The sequence below is a fragment of the Variovorax sp. 54 genome (genome assembly GCF_002754375.1).
In the GTDB taxonomy this organism is placed as follows: Bacteria; Pseudomonadota; Gammaproteobacteria; order Burkholderiales; family Burkholderiaceae_C; genus Variovorax.
Map to the genome: position 1 here is coordinate 4775186 of NZ_PEFF01000001.1, position 17446 is coordinate 4792631.

Consider the following 17446-nt stretch of genomic DNA (forward strand, 5'->3'; position numbering starts at 1 on the left):
GCATGAGTGATCAGCGCATCCCGTTGTGCAATGCCTCGGACCTGGTCGAGGGCGGCAACGCCGTGCCCTTCGACGTGGTTCATGGCGGCGAAACCTGCCGCGCCTTCGCGGTGCGCTTCGAAGGCCTGCCGCATGCGTACCTCAACCGCTGCAGCCATGTGGCGATGGAGATGGACTTCCAGCCCGACCGCTTCTTCGACGACTCCGGCCAGTGGCTGCTGTGCGCCACCCACGGCGCCGTCTACGCGCCCGACACCGGCGAATGCGCGGGTGGGCCGTGCCGCGGCGGGCTCGTCAAGATCGCGCTGAGCGAAGAAGACGGCGTGGTGCACTGGCATACTGACTGGAACCTCCAACCTCTTTCCTTCTGACATGACCGATCCGAACCGCAGGGAGCCCCAAGGTTTCGAACCGCTGGAGCCGGTCGCCCCCCTCACGACATCACAAGACAGCCCGAACACCATGGCCCAAGATCCCACGCAGCGCCCCGGGTGGGAGCGCGCCACCCTCGAAAAACTCGCCTTTGCCTCCCTGAACGAGCAGAAGGCCACGCGACGCTGGAAGACCTTCGTGCGCCTGGGCTGGTTGGCCTTCTTCGTGTTCCTGGCCTGGTTCGCGTTCTCGCGCAGCACGCCCAGCACCGCCAAGACCACGGCCCACACGGCCGTCGTCGAGATCAAGGGCGAGATCGCCAACGGCGGCGACGCCAGCGCCGAGTTCGTGATCGCCGCCATGAAGACGGCCTTCGAGGACGAGGGCGCCAAGGGCGTGGTGCTGCTGATCAATTCGCCGGGCGGCAGCCCGGTGCAGGCCGGCATCATCAACGACGAGATCAAGCGCCTGAAGGCCAAGCACAAGAAGCCGGTCTATGCCGTGGTCGAAGAAACCTGCGCCTCGGCGGCGTACTACATCGCCGCCGGCGCCGACAAGATCTTCGTCGACAAGGCCAGCATCGTCGGCAGCATCGGCGTGCTGATGGACGGCTTCGGCTTCACCGGCGTGATGGAAAAGGTCGGCGTCGAGCGCCGGCTGCTGACCGCCGGTGAGAACAAGGGCTTCCTCGACCCGTTCAGCCCGATGAGCGACGCACAGCGCGCGCATGCCCAGACGATGCTCAACCAGATCCACACGCAGTTCATCAACGTGGTGAAGACCGGTCGCGGCGACCGCCTCAAGCTCGACACCCCGGGCCTGTTCAGCGGCCTCTTCTGGAGCGGCGAGCAGGCTGTCGAGTTCGGCCTGGCCGACCAGTTGGGCAATGTCGACTTCGTGGCGCGCGAGGTGATCAAGGCCGAGGAAGTCATCGACTACACGCGCCGCGACAACGTGGCCGAGAAGCTGGCCAAGAAGTTCGGCGCCGCCATGGGCGCGGCCTCGGTGAGCGCGCTGAAGACTTCGCCGGCGCTGCGCTGAGCGGCGCGGCTTTTATCAGGCGGTGTTGTTGTCGCCGCTGTCGGTGAACCGGGCCGAGGCCGCCAGCGCAGCGGCAAAGGCCACCACCACATAGAGCGCGGCGGTCAGCGAGCTGACCCGCGCCAGCAGGCCGATCACCGCGGGCCCAGCCATGAACCCCAAGTAAGCGATGGCCGACACGGCGGCAATGCCGTTGGCAGGCGCCACGCCCGGCACGCGGGCCGAGGCGCCGAACAGGATCGGCACCACGTTCGCGAAACCGACGCCGACGCCCGCGAAGCCGAGCAATGCGAGCCAGGGCAGGTCGGTCAGCAGCACCAGCGTCATCGCCGCTGCGGCGAGCAGGCCGCTGCCGCGCAGCAACGCGGTGGGGGAGAAGCGGGCGCGCATCGCATCGCCACCGAAACGCGCCGCCGCCATCGCGGCGGAAAAGCTCGCGTAGGCCAGTGCGGCCTGCTGCTGCGGGCTGCCCAGTTCCTGCTGCATGTAGAGCACGCTCCAGTCGTAGATGGCGCCCTCGGCGATCAGCCCCAGCGCGGCCAGCACGCCGAGCACCGCAAGCACACCGCGCGGCAGGCGAAAGCCGTGGTCCGCCGCGGCCGCACCGTCAGCGGGGGCGGTCGGCGTGGGCAGCATGCGCGTCGACGCGATTGCGACCACCCCGATCATCACCACGGCCACTGTCCACAAGTGCGTCTGCGGGGCCATGCCGGAGGCCAGCGCCGCGCTGCCGCTCGCAGCGCCGACCATGCCGCCGAGGCTGAACATGCCGTGCATGCCGCTCATCAGCGGCTGGTTGCCGCGCAGTTCGAGCTGCGCGGCCTCGGTGTTGATCGCCACGTCGAACACGCTGGTGACGAGGCCGAACACCGCCAGCAGGCCCAGCAGTGCGGCGTAGCCCGGCATCGCGATGAGGCCGGCGATCAGCAGGGCGTAGATGCAGCCGCAGAGCGCGGCCATGCGGCGCGGGCCGTGGCGGCCGATCCAGCGCCCGGCGCTGGTCAGGCCGACCATCGCGCCGGCGCCTGCTGCGAGCATGGCGAGCCCGAGTTGCGCCTCGTCGATGGCGTAGTGCGCCTTGACCGTCGGCACGTGCACGCCCCAGGTCGCAAAGATGAAGCCCGACGCGAAGAACTGGGCGCGCGACGCCCAGCGCGTACCGGCCGTGACGCCCGGCCCCACCGTCAGCGCCCGATCGCGAACACGGCGGGCAGGCGCTCGTCGGTCGCGGCCTGCGGCTTGGCGGCGCGCCAGGCTTTCACCGTCTCGCTGCGCACCTGTGCGGTCGCCAGCGTCAGGCCGCGCGCGACCGCCAGCCGGGTGTTGTGCTGCAGCGTCTGCACCAGCGCCTGCAGCAGGGCTGCGTTGCGGTACGGCGTTTCGATGAAGAGCTGCGTCTGGCCGGTCTTGAGTGCGAGCGCCTCGAGTTCGCGGATGCGCGCCTGGCGTTCGCCGCCGTCCTGCGGCAGGTAGCCGACGAAGGCGAAGTTCTGTCCGTTCAGGCCGCTCGCGGCGAGCGCCAGCAGCAGCGATACCGGGCCGGTGAGCGGCACGACGGTGATGCCCAGGTCGTGCGCGGCGCGCGCCACCGACGAGCCGGGGTCGGCCACGGCGGGCATGCCGGCTTCGCTCAGCAGGCCGATGTCATGGCCTTCGAGGGCCGCAGCCAGCAGCGGGCGGGCGTCGAACTGGCCGGCGTGGTCGCCTTTCTTGTGCACTTCGCGCGGCAGTTCCTGGATGTTCTGCGCCTGCAGCGGCGCGGCCAGCGGGGCGACTGCGTCGATGCGCTTCAGGTAGGCGCGCGCCGACTTGGCGTTTTCGCAGATCCAGTGCGTGATGCCGGCGGCCGTCTGCAATGTGCCCAGCGGCAGGGCGTCCTGCAGGGGCGCCTGGAGATCGCAGCCGAAATCGAGCGGCGCGGGGACGAGGTAGAGCTTGCCTGGGGTGGTCACAGCAGGTCGACCCCCGCGGCGCGCAGCATCCGGCAGGTGCGGATCAGCGGCAGGCCGACCAGCGCGGTCGGGTCGTCGCTGTCGATGGCGTCGAGCAGCGCAATGCCGAAGCTCTCGCTTTTGGCGCTGCCGGCGCAGTCGTAGGGCTGCTCCGCTAATAGATAGCGCTCGATGGCGGCGTCCGAGAGGTCGCGGAACACCACGCGCACGGGGGCGATGTCGCGCTGGACGAAGCCCGTGGACTGGCAGACGACGGCCACGGCGGTCTGGAAGATCAGCGTCTGGCCGCGCATCCGACGCAATTGGGCCGTCGCCCGTGCGTGGTCGCCGGGCTTGCCGAGCGCTTCGCCCGCCAGGTCGGCGACCTGATCGGAGCCGATCACCACCGCGTCGGGAAAGCGCGCGGCCACGGCGTTGGCCTTTTCCAGCGCCAGGCGCTCGGCCAGCGCACGGGGCGTTTCGCCTTCGCGCGGGGTCTCGTCGACGTCGGGCGCGTGCACGTCGAAGGGCAGATGGAGGCGGGTGAGCAGTTCGCGGCGGTAGCGCGAGGTCGAGGCAAGGATCACGGTGCGTTGCATGCAGCGATTGTGCGTGAGCGACCGGACCCGACCCGTCCGGTGGGTTGCTCGCCTGGGAAGCCGGCCGGCACGCTAGACTGGGACAGATGAAGAGAGAATTTGCCCCCGAAAGGCTCAATGTGCCCGCGTTCACCGCGGCAGCGGCCACCCTGGACGGCGACGACCCGGTTCCGGGCTTTGCGCGTCTCGTCGCCGAACTGGCAACGCCGGCCGCCGACGCCGTCATCCACTGGGAAGCGACCGGCGAGGAGCGCCCCGGCGCCGACGGCAAGGCGACGTCCTGGCTGCACCTGGACGTCGAAACCACCGTGCCGCTGGTGTGCCAGCGCTGCCTGTCGCCGGTCGATACCGAACTGTTTGTCGATCGCTGGTTCCGTTTTGTGGCCGACGAGGCCACGGCCGAGGCGGAAGACGACGAGTCCGACGAAGACCTGCTGGTGATCAGCCGCGATTTCGATCTGCGTGAGCTCATCGAGGACGAACTGCTGATGGAAATCCCCACCACGCCGGTCCACGACGTGTGCCCGACACCGGTGCGCCTGTCGTCGAGCGACGACGATTTCCAGGCGGCCGAAGAGGCCAAGCCGAACCCCTTTGCCGTGCTCGGTGCGTTGCGTCCGCGCAAGCCCGAAGAGGGCAAGTAGCCCTTTCTCTGCGGCTGGGCTATAATCATGGGCTTCGCGCGCGCCGCCGTGAGCAGCAATGCATACAAGGCAAAGGCAGAACGTGGCATTCCATGCATGCCGCCGGAGCTTTCGCCTCATTGCCACCGCTTGAGCCCGCATCCAGTCACCCACCTAACCGTCCAGGAGCCATCATGGCCGTCCAGCAAAACAAGAAGTCGCCTTCCAAGCGCGGCATGCACCGTTCACACAACGCTCTGGTTGTCCCCGGCATCGCCGTGGAGCCGACCACCGGCGAAACGCACCTGCGCCACCACATCAGCCCCAACGGTTTCTACCGTGGCCGTCAGGTGCTCAAGAACAAGTCCGAAGCCTGATCTCGAATCCCAAGGCCGAGGCCCGAAGCTACTTTTGCTGTAGCGTCGGGCCTTTGTTTTGATGGCTGCGCCTTTTTCTCCCGAACTCACTGCTGCGCCCGCCGCAATCACGCTCGCCGTGGATTGCATGGGGGGTGACCATGGGCCGCGTGTCACGCTCGCGGCCTGCCGCGCGTTTCTCGCGCGGCACAGCGAAGCCTCGTTGCTGCTCGTCGGTGCGCCGGCCGCACTGGCGGGGTTTGCCGATCATCCGCGCGCCCGCATCGTGCCGGCCAGTGAAGTGGTCGGCATGGACGATCCCATCGAAATCGCGCTGCGTAAGAAGAAGGACTCTTCGATGCGCGTTGCAATCCAGCAGGTGAAAGATGGCACTGCGCAAGCGGCCATATCTGCTGGCAACACGGGTGCATTGATGGCGATTGCACGCTATCTGCTCAAGACGCTCGATGGCATCGACCGTCCTGCCATCGCTCCCCAGCTGCCGAATGTGAAGGGCGGGGCGACCACCGTGCTCGATCTCGGTGCGAACGTCGATTGCGACGCCGAAGACCTGCTCCAGTTCGCCGTTCTTGGTTCGGCGCTCGTTTCGGCGTTGACCGGCAACGAATCGCCTTCGGTCGGTTTGCTCAATATTGGCGAAGAAGCCATCAAGGGCAGCGAAACCATCAAGAAGGCGAGTCAACTGCTGCGTACGGCTGCCAACTCCAAGGATCTGAACTTCTACGGCAACGTGGAAGGCAACGACATTTTCAAGGGCACGACCGACATCGTCGTGTGTGATGGATTTGTCGGCAATGTGGCGCTGAAGGCCAGCGAGGGCGTCGCCTCGATGATCGGTGAGTTCATTCGCGTCGAGTTCTCGCGGAACATCTTTACCAAACTGGTTGCAGTTGTCGCTTACCCGGTTCTAAAAGCGTTCAAAGGTCGCCTGGATCACCGTCGCTACAACGGCGCGGCCTTGCTGGGCCTGCGCGGGCTGGTGTTCAAGAGCCATGGCTCGGCCGACGAAGTGGCTTTCGGCCATGCGTTGGATCGCGCTTATGATGCCGCTCGCAACAACCTGCTCGATCGCGTGCGGGCCCGCATCGCCCACGCCGCGCCTTTGCTCGCGCGGCAGGAGTCGGCGGCGCCGGCCGACGCGACAGCCCTTCACGCTTGATGACCCCTTTTTCGCGCATTACCGGCACCGGCAGCTACCTGCCCCCACGCCGCGTCACCAATGACGACCTTGCCAAGGATCTGGCGACTCGCGGCATCGAAACTTCCGATCAGTGGATCGTCGAGCGCACCGGCATCCACGCGCGCCATTTCGCGGCGCCCGATGTCAACAGCAGCGATCTCGGCCTCGAAGCCGCGAAGCACGCGCTGGAAGCCGCCGGCCGCAAGGCAAGCGATGTCGATCTGATCATCGTCGCGACCTCGACGCCGGACATGGTGTTCCCGTCGTCGGCCGCGATCCTCCAGCACAAGCTCGGCATCGCCGGCTGCCCGGCCTTCGATGTGCAGGCGGTCTGCAGCGGTTTCGTCTATGCACTGACGGTGGCCGACGCGATGATCCGCACGGGCACCGCGCGCTGTGCGCTGGTGATCGGCGCCGAAGTGTTCTCCCGCATCCTCGACTTCAACGATCGCACGACCTGCGTGCTGTTCGGCGACGGCGCGGGCGCGGTGGTGCTCGAGGCCTCCGACGAGCCCGGCATCCTGGCCAGCGACCTGCATGCGGACGGCAAGCACGTCGGCATCCTGTGCGTGCCGGGCCATGTGTCGGGCGGCAACGTGCTCGGCACGCCGCTGCTGCACATGGACGGCCAGGCGGTCTTCAAGCTGGCGGTCCGCGTGCTCGAAGAAGCCGCGCGCGCCACGCTCGCCAAGGCTGGCAAGACCGAAGCCGACATCGACTGGCTGATCCCGCACCAGGCCAACATCCGCATCATGGAAGGCACGGCCAAGAAGCTGAAGCTGCCGCGCGAGAAGCTGGTGGTCACGGTGCACGAGCACGGCAACACCTCGGCCGCCTCGATCCCGCTGGCGCTCGACGAAGCCGTGCGCTCGGGCAAGGTGAAGAAGGGTGAGACCCTCATGCTGGAAGGCGTGGGCGGTGGCTTCACCTGGGGCGCGGTGCTATTGAATCTGTAGTGCGTTGCGGCGCCCCGGAGCGGGCGTCGGCGCGGTGACGAAGAAACAACAATGAAATCCTTTGCTTTTGTCTTTCCGGGTCAGGGCTCGCAGGCGGTCGGCATGCTCGACGCCTGGGGCGACCACCCGGCTGTGGCCGAGACCCTGCGCGAAGCCTCTGATGCGCTGAGCGAAGACATCGGTGCACTGATCAAGAGCGGCCCGAAAGAAGAACTGGCGCTCACCACCAACACGCAGCCCGTGATGCTGGTGGCCGGTGTGGCCGCATGGCGCGCTTGGCTGGCCGAGGGCGGCGCCGCGCCGTCCGTCGTGGCGGGTCACTCGCTGGGCGAATATTCGGCACTGGTCGCCTCGGGCGTGTTGACGCTCGCACAGGCCGCGCCGCTGGTGCGTTTCCGTGCACAGGCCATGCAGCAAGCGGTGCCGGTCGGCGTCGGCGCGATGGCGGCGATCCTCGGCATGGCGTCGGACAAGGTCATCGCCGGCTGCGCGGAAGCCACCGCCACGTTCGGCCCCGGTAGCGCCGAGGTGGTCGAGGCCGTGAATTTCAACGATCCGATGCAGACCGTGATCGCCGGCAGCAAGGCTGCGGTCGACAAGGCCTGCGAGCTGCTGAAAGCCAATGGCGCCAAGCGCGCGCTGCCGCTGCCGGTGTCGGCACCGTTCCATTCGAGCCTGATGAAGCCGGCGGCCGAAGCCCTGCGCGAAAAGCTCGCGAGCGTGGTGCTGGCTGCCCCGCAGATTCCGGTGCTCAACAACATCGACGTGGCCGTTGAAACCGACCTCGACCGCATTCGCGACGCCCTGGTGCGCCAGGCCGCCGGTCCGGTGCGCTGGGTCGAAAGTGTTCAGGCCTTGAAACTGCGCGGTGTAGCCGCCATCATCGAGTGCGGTCCCGGCAAGGTGCTGGCCGGCATGGTGAAGCGCATCGCCCCCGAATTGGAAGCCGCGTCGGTGTACGACCCGGCCACCCTTGCGGACGTTCGACAATCGCTCGCCGGCTGAACGCCGCCAGGCCCCGATACTCTTTCTCTTCTATGAGCACTCCCAAATTCGAAGGCCAGGTTGCCCTGGTCACCGGCGCAACGCGCGGCATCGGCGCTGCCATTGCGCTTGAGCTCGCGCAGCGCGGCCTCAAGGTCGTGGGCACCGGCACCACCGACGACGGTGCTGCCAAGATCACCCAGGCGCTGAGCGCGTTCGACGGCCGCGGCCGTGCACTCGACGTGAACGACGGCGCTGCCGTCGAGGCCCTGATCGACGAGATCGTGCAGGCTTACGGCGCGATCCACGTGCTGGTCAACAACGCCGGCATCACGCGCGACACGCTCGCCATGCGCATGAAGGACGACGATTGGGATGCGGTGCTCGACACCAACCTCAAGGCTGTTTTCCGTCTCTCGCGCGCGGTGATCCGTCCGATGATGAAGCAGCGCTATGGCCGCATCATCAGCATCACGAGCGTGGTGGGCGCGTCCGGCAATGCCGGCCAGGCCAACTACGCGGCCGCCAAGGCCGGCGTGTCGGGCATGACCCGTGCGCTGGCCCGCGAACTCGGCAGCCGCAACATCACGGTCAACTGCGTCGCGCCGGGTTTCATCGAAACCGACATGACGGCCAGCCTGCCGGAAGCCCAGCAACAGGCGCTGCTCTCGCAGATCCCGCTGGGCCACCTGGGCAAGCCGGCCGACATCGCGCATGCAGTGGCCTACCTTGCATCGCCGCAGGCGTCGTACGTGACGGGGCAGGAACTGCACGTCAACGGCGGCATGCACATGTAGCCGAAAGGCGCAATCTTTTTCCGTACCGGAGCGCGGGGCAAATGCCACGGGCCGCCCGGCTAAAATCCACCAGTTACCTACAACCCTTAGAGGGAATCAAATGAGCGATATCGAAGCACGTGTCAAGAAAATCATCGCCGAGCAGCTCGGCGTGGAAGAGTCCCAAGTGACGAACGAAAAGGCTTTCGTGGCCGACCTCGGCGCTGACTCGCTCGACACGGTCGAACTCGTGATGGCACTCGAAGACGAGTTCGGCATCGAGATCCCCGACGAAGACGCAGAGAAGATCACGACGGTGCAGAACGCCGTCGACTACGCCACCAAGAATCAAAAGGCCTGATCGGCCAGCTGACACTGCAACGACGGCCGGCGGCTCTTTTTTAACCGCCCGCGCCGCTCGGCAGTGGTCCAGCGCTTCCAGAAAGGTTTGCCGGCATGACCAAACGCCGCGTCGTCGTGACCGGACTCGGTTGCATCGCTCCTGTCGGAAACACCGCAACCGAATCCTGGACCAACCTGTTGGCCGGGAAGTCGGGCATTGCGAACATCACCGCGTTCGATGCAAGCGCCTTCGCCTGCAAGTTCGCCGGTGAGGTCAAGGGTTTCGACATCACCCAATACATCTCGGAGAAAGAAGCGCGTCACATGGACCGCTTCATTCATCTGGGACTCGCCGCCGCCATCCAGGCGGTGCAGGACAGCGGACTGCCGACCGGCGACGCGCTGCCCTATGAAAAGGCCGTGCGCATCGGCTGCAACATCGGTTCGGGCATCGGCGGTCTGCCGATGATCGAACAGACGCATGGCGAATACGCGAGCCGCGGCCCGCGCCGCATTTCGCCGTTCTTCGTGCCGGCGTCGATCATCAACATGATCTCCGGCCACGTGTCGATCAAGTACGGCTTCAAGGGCCCGAACATCGCCGTCGTGACCGCCTGCACCACCGGCCTACATGCCATCGGCACGTCGGCACGCATGATCGAGTACGGCGACGCCGACGTCATGATTGCGGGCGGTGCCGAATCGACCATCTCGCCGCTGGGCATCGGCGGCTTCACCGCGCCTCGCGCGCTGAGCACGCGCAACGACGATCCCGCCACGGCCTCGCGCCCGTGGGACAAGGACCGCGACGGCTTCGTGCTGGGCGAGGGCTCGGGCGTGCTGGTGCTCGAAGAGTACGAACACGCCAAAGCGCGCGGCGCCAAGATCTATGCGGAAGTCTCCGGCTTCGGCATGACCGGCGACGCGTACCACATGACCGCGCCCGACGTCGACGGCCCGCGCCGTTCGATGGCGATGGCACTGGCCAATGCGGGTGTCAACGCCGACGAGGTCCAGTACCTGAACGCGCACGGCACCTCGACGCTGATCGGTGACCTCAACGAGACCAACGCGGTCAAGCTGGCGTTCGGCGATCACGCGAAGAAACTCGTCGTCAATTCGACCAAGTCCATGACCGGCCACCTGCTGGGCGGCGCGGGCGGCATCGAATCGGTGTTCACGGTGCTGGCTCTGCATCACCAGAAGAGCCCGCCGACCATCAACATCTTCAACCAGGATCCGGAGTGCGATCTCGACTACTGCGCCAACGAGGCGCGCGATCTGAAGATCGACGTCGCGGTCAAGAACAACTTCGGCTTCGGCGGTACCAACGGTACGCTGGTGTTCAAGCGCGCTTGAGCGTCGCTCTCCCATGTACAGCGCACCGTCGGTGACCTATCCGGTGGGGCGCACCCGCGGCGCGACCCGGATTCTTCTGGCCCTTTGGACCCTGGGCGTCTGCTGCGCGGGCGCGGCCTGCTATCTGTTCGATAGCAATGGCTGGCGCCAGCTGCTGCTGCTCCTCAGCGTCGTCTTTTCTGGTGTCGCCGCGGGTTTCGGCCTGCGACGGGACGGTGCGGCCACGCTGCACTTCGACGGATTGCACTGGTCGCTGACCGGTGCCGATCCGTCGCGCGGCGTGCTCGCTGCACGCGCCATCGTGGCGCTCGACTTCCAGTCGTTGCTGCTGATCCGATTGGCCGAACCCGGCCGCGCAGCGCGCTGGGTCTGGCTCGAGCAGCGGGCCATGCCCGAACGCTGGCGCGACGTGCGCCGTGCGGTCTATGCGCGGCCCCCGGCGGCCGAACCGGCCGGCGACCCCTGGCGCGCGACCGCTCCGGCCGATGCGCCCTGACCCCTTTCGATGACCACTTCCTTGCCGCCCGCGCCTCCGGAGTCCGCGCTGCCCGATGGGGCGGCCGAGGCGCCGCGCCCGGGTGAGGTCGACTTCCAGCTGGTTCAGCGCACCGTTGCGGGCGACCAGAAGGCGTTCGAGCTGTTGGTCATCAAGTACCAGCGCCGCATCGAACGCCTGATCGGGCGCATGGTGCGCGATGTCGATCTGGTCGAGGACATCGCCCAGGAAACCTTCATTCGCGCCTACCGCGCGCTGCACCAGTTCCGCGGCGAGGCGCAGTTCTACACCTGGCTGTACCGGATCGCGGTGAACACCGCCAAGAAGGCGCTGGTGGACATGAAGCGCGATCCGACCGTCTCCGAAAGCGCACTGCGTTCGTCCTCGGACGACGAAGATGAAACTTACCGCCCTGGAAACGAACCAACCACCGATGAAACCCCCGAATCGGTCATGGCGGCGAACGAAATCGCCAGTGCCGTCGAGGCTGCCATGGAAGCGCTCCCTACCGAGTTGCGCCAGGCGGTCACGCTGCGCGAGATCGACGGGATGAGTTACGAAGAGATTGCCGAGGTCATGGATTGTCCGATCGGCACGGTGCGTTCGCGTATTTTCCGGGCGCGCGAGGCCATTTCGGCCAGGGTCAAGCCGCTGCTGGACAACCAGTCCGGCAAGCGTTGGTAGATCAGCAGGTGAATGACATGAATCAGACGATGACGGTTCGGGAACAGGTGTCCGCACTCGCGGACGGCCATTTGCAGGGCGAAGCGTTCGCGCGTGCGATCGAATCCGTCTGCGCTGAAGACGATTCGCGCGACGCCTGGCACGCGTACCACGTGGTGGGCGATGTGCTGCGCTCGTCGGCGCATTCGCGCTGCAGCGACACGTCGGCCTTCCTGGCGCGCTTCCAGCAGCGGCTCGCGCAAGAGCCAGTCGTGATCGCTCCGCCCGCGGCCGTGGCGCCGCTCGCCGCCGTGCCGGCCGCGATGCCCGAGCGGCAACGCGCCGAGGCGGCCAACGAGCCGGTGTTCCGATGGAAGCTGGTGGCTGGCGCCGCGTCGTTGATGGCCGTGGCGGCCATCAGCTGGACGCTGGTCGGCAACGGTGCCGCGGTGCCGAGCGGCGGTGCCCAATTGGCAGCGACGCAGCAACCCGTGGCGAACTCGGTTCTGGCGGCAGCAGCCGGTGGCAGCGCGTTGCCCGGCAACGGCGTCCTGACGCCCACCCGCGTGCTGGTCGGCAATGGCAACCCGCAGGTCATGCTGCGCGATCCGCGCCTTGACCAGCTGCTCGAAGCCCACCAGCAGGCCGGTGGTGCATCGCAAATGCCGTCCGGTTTCCTGCGCAACGCCACCTTCGAGGGCCCCACGCGCTGAATGCGCGCCCGTCGCCGCCTGCAATGACCGTTCACATGCCGATTTCCGCACGCACCTTCGTGCTCGTGTTCGCCGTTCTCTGCCTGGGGCAGATGGCCGCCGCGCAGACCCGCTACGGGCCGGCCAACACGAAGAGCGTGCCCTCGGCGCAGAACGACGAGCCGCCGGCCATGGGTGTGACCGAGTGGCTGCAGCGCATGCACGCGGGCGCACGGCAGCGCAGCTACGTGGGCACCTTCGTGGTGTCGGCCCCGGGCGGTGACCTGTCGAGCGCGCGCATCTGGCATGTGCGCGACGGCGATCACCAGCTGGAGCGCATCGAAGCGCTCTCGGGTCCACCGCGCTCGACCTTCCGGCGCAACCGCAATGTGATGACCTTCCTGCCCGAGGCGAAGGTCGTGAAGGTCGAGAAGCGCGAGAACCTCGACCTCTTCCCCAATCTGCCCGACAAGCCCGACTCGTCGGTGGGCGACTACTACGACGTGCGCGCCATTGGCAAGGACCGCGTCGCGGGCTTCGATGCCGACGTGGTGCAGCTGGTGCCGCGCGACGGGCTGCGCTTCGGCTACCGCATCTGGAGCGAACGACGCTCCGGCCTCGTGGTGAAACTTCAGACCGTCGACAGCGACACGCGCGTGGTCGAGCAGTCGGCGTTTTCCGAACTGCAGCTCGACGCGCCCGTGAAGGCGCAGGCGCTGGTGCAGATGATGGCCAACACCAACGGCTACCGCATCGAGAAGCTCGAACTCGAGCGCAGCACTGCGCAGGACGAAGGCTGGATGCTGCGCACGCCCGTGGCCGGATTCAAGCCCCGAAGCTTCTTCCGACGGCCCGCGCTGCCCAGCAGCGACGGCAAGCCGCCCAAGCCCGAGGCGACCACCGTCCAGTGGACCTTCTCCGACGGCCTCGCGACGGTCTCGCTCTTCATCGAACGCTACGACCCCACGCGCACGCCGGGCGACGGCGTGCTGACCATCGGTGCCACCAATGCGATCCGCAGGCGACTGCCCGCACCGGCCAGCGACTGGTGGCTGACCGCGGTCGGCGAGGTGCCGCAGCAGACGCTCAATGCCTTTGCCCAGAGCCTTGCGCGCACGCGCTGACGGGCGATGGGCTGACGCCATGCAGGCGCCCATGCTGAACCAAGCCGACGCTGACTACTCATAGCCTCTGTCGTTATTTGCAGCTCTGTTCTTTTTGAAAGACAACCGATGATGTTCAAAGTCGAGGGACACAAGCTTCGTTCCGGTCTGCTGGCCTGTGCGCTGGCGCTGACGGCCGGTGCCACTTTCCTGCCGGTCGAGTCGGTGCATGCGCAAACGCGCACGCTGCCCGACTTCACCGACCTGGTCGACCAGGTCGGTCCGTCGGTGGTCAACATCCGCACGGTCGAGAAGGTCGCGCAACGCGGCGGCGGCAATGGCGAGATGGACGAGGAGATGCAGGAGTTCTTCCGCCGCTTCTTCGGCCAGCCGGCGCCGGGCACCCCGCGCCAGGGACCGCGCCCGAACCGTCCGCAGCAGGAAGAAGAGCGCCCGCGCGGCGTAGGCTCGGGCTTCATCCTGACGGGCGACGGCTACGTCATGACCAACGCGCACGTGGTGGAAGACGCCTCCGAGGTGCTCGTCACGCTGCCCGACAAGCGTGAGTTCAAGGCCAAGATCATCGGTGCCGACAAGCGCACCGACGTGGCCGTGGTCAAGATCGAAGCCACGGGCCTGCCCGCGGTGAAGGTGGGCGACATCTCCAAGCTGCGCGTCGGCGAATGGGTCATGGCGATCGGCTCGCCCTTCGGCCTCGAGAACACCGTCACGGCCGGCATCGTGAGCGCCAAGCAGCGCGACACGGGCGAGTACCTGCCCTTCATCCAGACCGACGTGGCCATCAACCCCGGCAACTCGGGCGGCCCGCTGATCAACATGCGCGGCGAAGTGGTGGGGATCAACAGCCAGATCTATTCGCGCTCGGGCGGCTTCATGGGCATCTCGTTCTCGATTCCGATCGACGAAGCCATCCGCGTGAGCGAGCAGCTGCGCACCTCGGGGCGCGTCTCGCGCGGCCGCATCGGCGTGCAGATCGACCAGGTCACCAAGGACGTGGCCGAAGCCATCGGCCTGAGCAAGGCGCAGGGTGCGCTGGTGCGCGGCGTCGAAGCCGGTTCGCCGGGCGAGAAGGCCGGCGTGGAGCCGGGCGACGTCATCACCAAGTTCGACGGCAAGGCGATCGAGAAGCCGAGTGACTTGCCGCGCCTCGTGGGCAACACCAAGCCGGGCACCAAGAGCACGCTCACCGTGTTCCGTCGCGGCAGCGCGCGCGACCTCAGCGTGACCATCGCCGAGATCGAGCCCGACAAGCCGGCCAAGCGCGCGAGCGATCGTGACGAGCCGGCCGCGAAGCCGTCGGCTTCCGCAGCCTTGAAGTCACTGGGCCTCGGGGTCAGCGATCTCACCGACGCGCAGAAGAAAGAACTCAAGCTCAAGGGCGGTGTGAAGGTCGATGCCGCCAACGATGCGGCCGCGCGGGCCGGTCTGCGCGAGGGCGACATCATCATGGCCGTGGGCAATCTCGAGGTGGCGAATGCCCGCGAATTCGAGGCGGCGGTCGCCAAGGCGGACAAGGGCAAGCCGCTGAGCGTGCTCTATCGCCGGGGTGACTGGGCGCAGTACGCCCTGATCCGACCCGCACGCTGATACGGCGCCGGCGTCAAGTGGCCCCACCCGGCAGTCGGGTTTGGGGCCATTTTTTCGAGGTGTTTACGACGCTTCGGCGCCGGCCTCTAAAAAAATCCGGGGCCTCGAAAACGCCAAGATTTGTTTGCAATCACTAACTTATAAAAGGCCTAAGGACGAATTTCGGTAGAATAGACAGCTTCTGGCGGCCAGTCAGCGCATAAAGAGGGCGATGGCCTTCACGATGCGAGATGTCAGACAGCCGTCCACCGGTGCTCCACAGATCGCCCACAAGTTGTTCAGTGAGTGCTCCACCTATCTTGTGGATAACCTGTTTGTATCTTTGATGTTGTGGACCTGCAACGAGCCCTTTGGACCCTGTTCCCGGATGTACGTGCTTCCCTTTTTGCCTACAATGAAGTTCCAACTACTGCAGTTGCCATTGCTTGTTGGTTCAGGGCGCGTCTCCAGAAGACGCGCCCTTTTTTCTTGGCCCCGCCCCTCGGCGCCCGAGCCAATTCAAGTACTTAAGCGTTCCCGTTGATGAATCACATCAGAAATTTTTCGATCATTGCGCACATCGACCATGGCAAGTCGACACTCGCAGACCGTTTGATCCAGCGTTGCGGCGGTCTCGCTGAACGCGAGATGGAAGCGCAGGTGCTCGACTCGATGGACATCGAAAAAGAGCGTGGGATAACCATCAAGGCGCAGACCGCCGCGCTGCACTACAAGGCACGCGACGGACAGGTCTACAACCTCAATCTGATCGACACGCCGGGCCACGTCGACTTCTCGTACGAAGTGAGTCGCTCGCTGTCGGCATGCGAAGGCGCATTGCTCGTCGTCGATGCATCGCAAGGCGTCGAAGCGCAGACGGTGGCCAACTGCTACACCGCGCTCGACCTCGGCGTCGAAGTGATCCCGGTGCTCAATAAGATCGATCTGCCGAACGCAGACCTCGACAACGCGCGCACCGAAATCGAAGACGTGATCGGCATCGACGCGACCGACGCGATTCCGTGCTCCGCAAAAACCGGCGTCGGCATCGACGAGATTCTCGAGACCATCGTCGCGCGCATGCCCGCGCCGCGCGGCAATCCCGACGGCCCGCTGCGCGCGATGATCGTCGACAGCTGGTTCGACGCCTACGTCGGCGTGGTCATGCTGGTGCGTGTGGTCGACGGCCGCCTCGTGAAGGGTGAGCGCATCAAGATGATGGCGTCGGGTGCGATGTACAACGCCGACAGCGTCGGCGTGTTCACGCCCGGCAACGAGCCGCGCCCTTCGCTCGAAGCCGGCGAGGTGGGCTACATCATTGCAGGCATCAAGGAGCTGCAGGCGGCCAAGGTCGGCGACACGGTCACGTTGATCCGGCCCGGCACCGGCGGTGCGGCCGCCACGGCCACCGAGGCGCTGCCCGGCTTCAAGGAAATCCAGCCGCAGGTGTTCGCAGGCCTGTACCCGACCGAAGCCAGCGAGTACGACTCACTGCGCGATGCGCTCGAGAAGCTCAAGCTCAACGATTCGTCGCTGCGCTACGAACCCGAAGTAAGCCAGGCGCTCGGCTTCGGCTTCCGCTGCGGCTTCCTCGGCCTGCTGCATATGGAGATCGTGCAGGAGCGCCTGGAGCGCGAGTTCGACCAGGACCTGATCACGACCGCGCCGAGCGTGGTCTACCAGGTGGTGCGCAACGACGGCGAAGTCATCATGGTCGAGAACCCGTCCAAGATGCCCGACGTCGGCAAGATGGCGGAAATTCGCGAGCCCATCGTCACCGTGCACCTGTACATGCCGCAGGAATACGTCGGCTCCGTCATGACGCTGGCCAACCAGAAGCGCGGCGTGCAGCTGAACATGGCTTACCACGGCCGCCAGGTCATGCTGACCTACGAGATGCCGCTGGGCGAAATCGTGCTCGACTTCTTCGACAAGCTGAAGTCGGTGAGCCGCGGCTACGCCTCGATGGACTACGAGTTCAAGGAGTACCGCGCGTCCGACGTGGTGAAGGTCGACATCCTGCTCAACGGTGACAAGGTCGATGCGTTGTCGATCATCGTGCACCGCAGCCAGTCGCAGTACCGCGGCCGGGCCGTGGTCTCGAAGATGCGCGAGATCATTTCGCGCCAGATGTACGACGTGGCGATCCAGGCGGCCATCGGGGTCACCATCATTGCGCGTGAGACAATCAAGGCGCTTCGCAAGAACGTGCTCGCCAAGTGCTACGGCGGCGACATCTCCCGCAAGAAGAAGCTGCTCGAGAAGCAGAAGGCGGGCAAGAAAAGAATGAAGCAGATCGGCTCCGTCGAAGTCCCGCAAGAGGCCTTCCTCGCGATTCTGCAAGTCGAAGACTGATCACCACGAA

The 17446-nt window shown here is 66.3% G+C and carries 19 protein-coding genes; 16 read left to right on the forward strand and 3 right to left on the reverse strand.

Translation table 11 applies throughout. From position 1 onward, the window contains the following. Positions 1-2: 2 nt before the first annotated feature. A complete protein-coding gene (locus CLU95_RS21985; protein ID WP_099795553.1) occupies positions 3-371 on the forward strand; it encodes a Rieske (2Fe-2S) protein in 369 nt (122 codons plus the stop codon). Between the two features lies 1 nt (position 372). After that, positions 373-1413: a S49 family peptidase gene (locus CLU95_RS21990; RefSeq protein WP_099795554.1), complete on the forward strand. Its 1041-nt coding sequence runs from the start codon at positions 373-375 to the stop codon at positions 1411-1413. Positions 1414-1428: 15 nt separating this feature from the next. On the opposite strand, the gene CLU95_RS21995 is transcribed toward CLU95_RS21990, so the two are convergent. The 3 genes from CLU95_RS21995 to CLU95_RS22005 are packed head-to-tail and all read right to left on the reverse strand — an operon-like array spanning position 1429 to position 3943. Then, positions 1429-2595 carry an MFS transporter gene (locus tag CLU95_RS21995; RefSeq protein WP_099795555.1) on the reverse strand — a complete coding sequence of 389 codons (1167 nt, stop codon included), beginning with the start codon at positions 2593-2595 and terminating at the stop codon, positions 1429-1431. A 2-nt stretch (positions 2596-2597) separates the two neighbouring features. After that, the gene (locus CLU95_RS22000) at positions 2598-3365 is read right to left on the reverse strand and encodes an SAM-dependent methyltransferase (protein ID WP_180288659.1); all 768 of its coding nucleotides are present in this window, start codon (positions 3363-3365) and stop codon (positions 2598-2600) included. Continuing rightward, positions 3362-3943, reverse strand: coding sequence for a Maf family protein (locus CLU95_RS22005; RefSeq protein ID WP_099795556.1), 582 nt, complete (start codon positions 3941-3943; stop codon positions 3362-3364). The genes CLU95_RS22000 and CLU95_RS22005 overlap by 4 nt, the downstream gene beginning before the upstream one ends. An 86-nt stretch (positions 3944-4029) precedes the next feature. Between CLU95_RS22005 and CLU95_RS22010 the strand changes: the two genes are divergently transcribed. The 14 genes from CLU95_RS22010 (at position 4030) to lepA (ending at position 17436) form a co-directional block, all read left to right on the forward strand. Continuing rightward, positions 4030-4587: a YceD family protein gene (locus CLU95_RS22010; RefSeq protein WP_099795557.1), complete on the forward strand. Its 558-nt coding sequence runs from the start codon at positions 4030-4032 to the stop codon at positions 4585-4587. 173 nt (positions 4588-4760) lie between these two features. Next, positions 4761-4943: a 50S ribosomal protein L32 gene (rpmF, locus tag CLU95_RS22015; RefSeq protein ID WP_007830466.1), complete on the forward strand. Its 183-nt coding sequence runs from the start codon at positions 4761-4763 to the stop codon at positions 4941-4943. Between the two features lie 61 nt (positions 4944-5004). Further along, positions 5005-6102, forward strand: a complete 1098-nt coding sequence (gene plsX / locus CLU95_RS22020; protein ID WP_099795558.1) for a phosphate acyltransferase PlsX — start codon at positions 5005-5007, stop codon at positions 6100-6102. After that, the gene (locus tag CLU95_RS22025) at positions 6102-7079 is read left to right on the forward strand and encodes a beta-ketoacyl-ACP synthase III (RefSeq protein WP_099795559.1); all 978 of its coding nucleotides are present in this window, start codon (positions 6102-6104) and stop codon (positions 7077-7079) included. Before plsX ends, CLU95_RS22025 begins: the two co-directional genes overlap by 1 nt. A gap of 51 nt (positions 7080-7130) precedes the next feature. Then, positions 7131-8084, forward strand: a complete 954-nt coding sequence (gene fabD / locus CLU95_RS22030; protein WP_099795560.1) for an ACP S-malonyltransferase — start codon at positions 7131-7133, stop codon at positions 8082-8084. 32 nt (positions 8085-8116) lie between these two features. After that, positions 8117-8860 carry a 3-oxoacyl-ACP reductase FabG gene (gene fabG, locus CLU95_RS22035; protein WP_062475549.1) on the forward strand — a complete coding sequence of 248 codons (744 nt, stop codon included), beginning with the start codon at positions 8117-8119 and terminating at the stop codon, positions 8858-8860. 100 nt (positions 8861-8960) lie between these two features. Next, a complete protein-coding gene (acpP, locus tag CLU95_RS22040; RefSeq protein ID WP_007830471.1) occupies positions 8961-9200 on the forward strand; it encodes an acyl carrier protein in 240 nt (79 codons plus the stop codon). A 95-nt stretch (positions 9201-9295) separates the two neighbouring features. Beyond that, the gene (gene fabF, locus CLU95_RS22045; RefSeq protein ID WP_099795561.1) at positions 9296-10540 is read left to right on the forward strand and encodes a beta-ketoacyl-ACP synthase II; all 1245 of its coding nucleotides are present in this window, start codon (positions 9296-9298) and stop codon (positions 10538-10540) included. A 13-nt stretch (positions 10541-10553) separates the two neighbouring features. Next, the gene (locus CLU95_RS22050) at positions 10554-11036 is read left to right on the forward strand and encodes a hypothetical protein (protein ID WP_099795562.1); all 483 of its coding nucleotides are present in this window, start codon (positions 10554-10556) and stop codon (positions 11034-11036) included. 9 nt (positions 11037-11045) lie between these two features. Next, complete coding sequence (rpoE, locus tag CLU95_RS22055) at positions 11046-11720, forward strand: RNA polymerase sigma factor RpoE (protein ID WP_099795563.1); 675 nt, start codon at positions 11046-11048, stop codon at positions 11718-11720. A gap of 17 nt (positions 11721-11737) precedes the next feature. After that, positions 11738-12412, forward strand: coding sequence for a sigma-E factor negative regulatory protein (locus CLU95_RS22060; RefSeq protein ID WP_099795564.1), 675 nt, complete (start codon positions 11738-11740; stop codon positions 12410-12412). Between the two features lie 23 nt (positions 12413-12435). Continuing rightward, positions 12436-13515, forward strand: coding sequence for a MucB/RseB C-terminal domain-containing protein (locus CLU95_RS22065; RefSeq protein ID WP_099795565.1), 1080 nt, complete (start codon positions 12436-12438; stop codon positions 13513-13515). A 108-nt stretch (positions 13516-13623) separates the two neighbouring features. Continuing rightward, positions 13624-15102, forward strand: coding sequence for a DegQ family serine endoprotease (locus CLU95_RS22070; RefSeq protein WP_099795566.1), 1479 nt, complete (start codon positions 13624-13626; stop codon positions 15100-15102). Positions 15103-15624: 522 nt separating this feature from the next. Beyond that, positions 15625-17436, forward strand: a complete 1812-nt coding sequence (gene lepA / locus CLU95_RS22075) for a translation elongation factor 4 (RefSeq protein WP_099795567.1) — start codon at positions 15625-15627, stop codon at positions 17434-17436. The last annotated feature ends 10 nt before the right edge of the window (positions 17437-17446 follow it).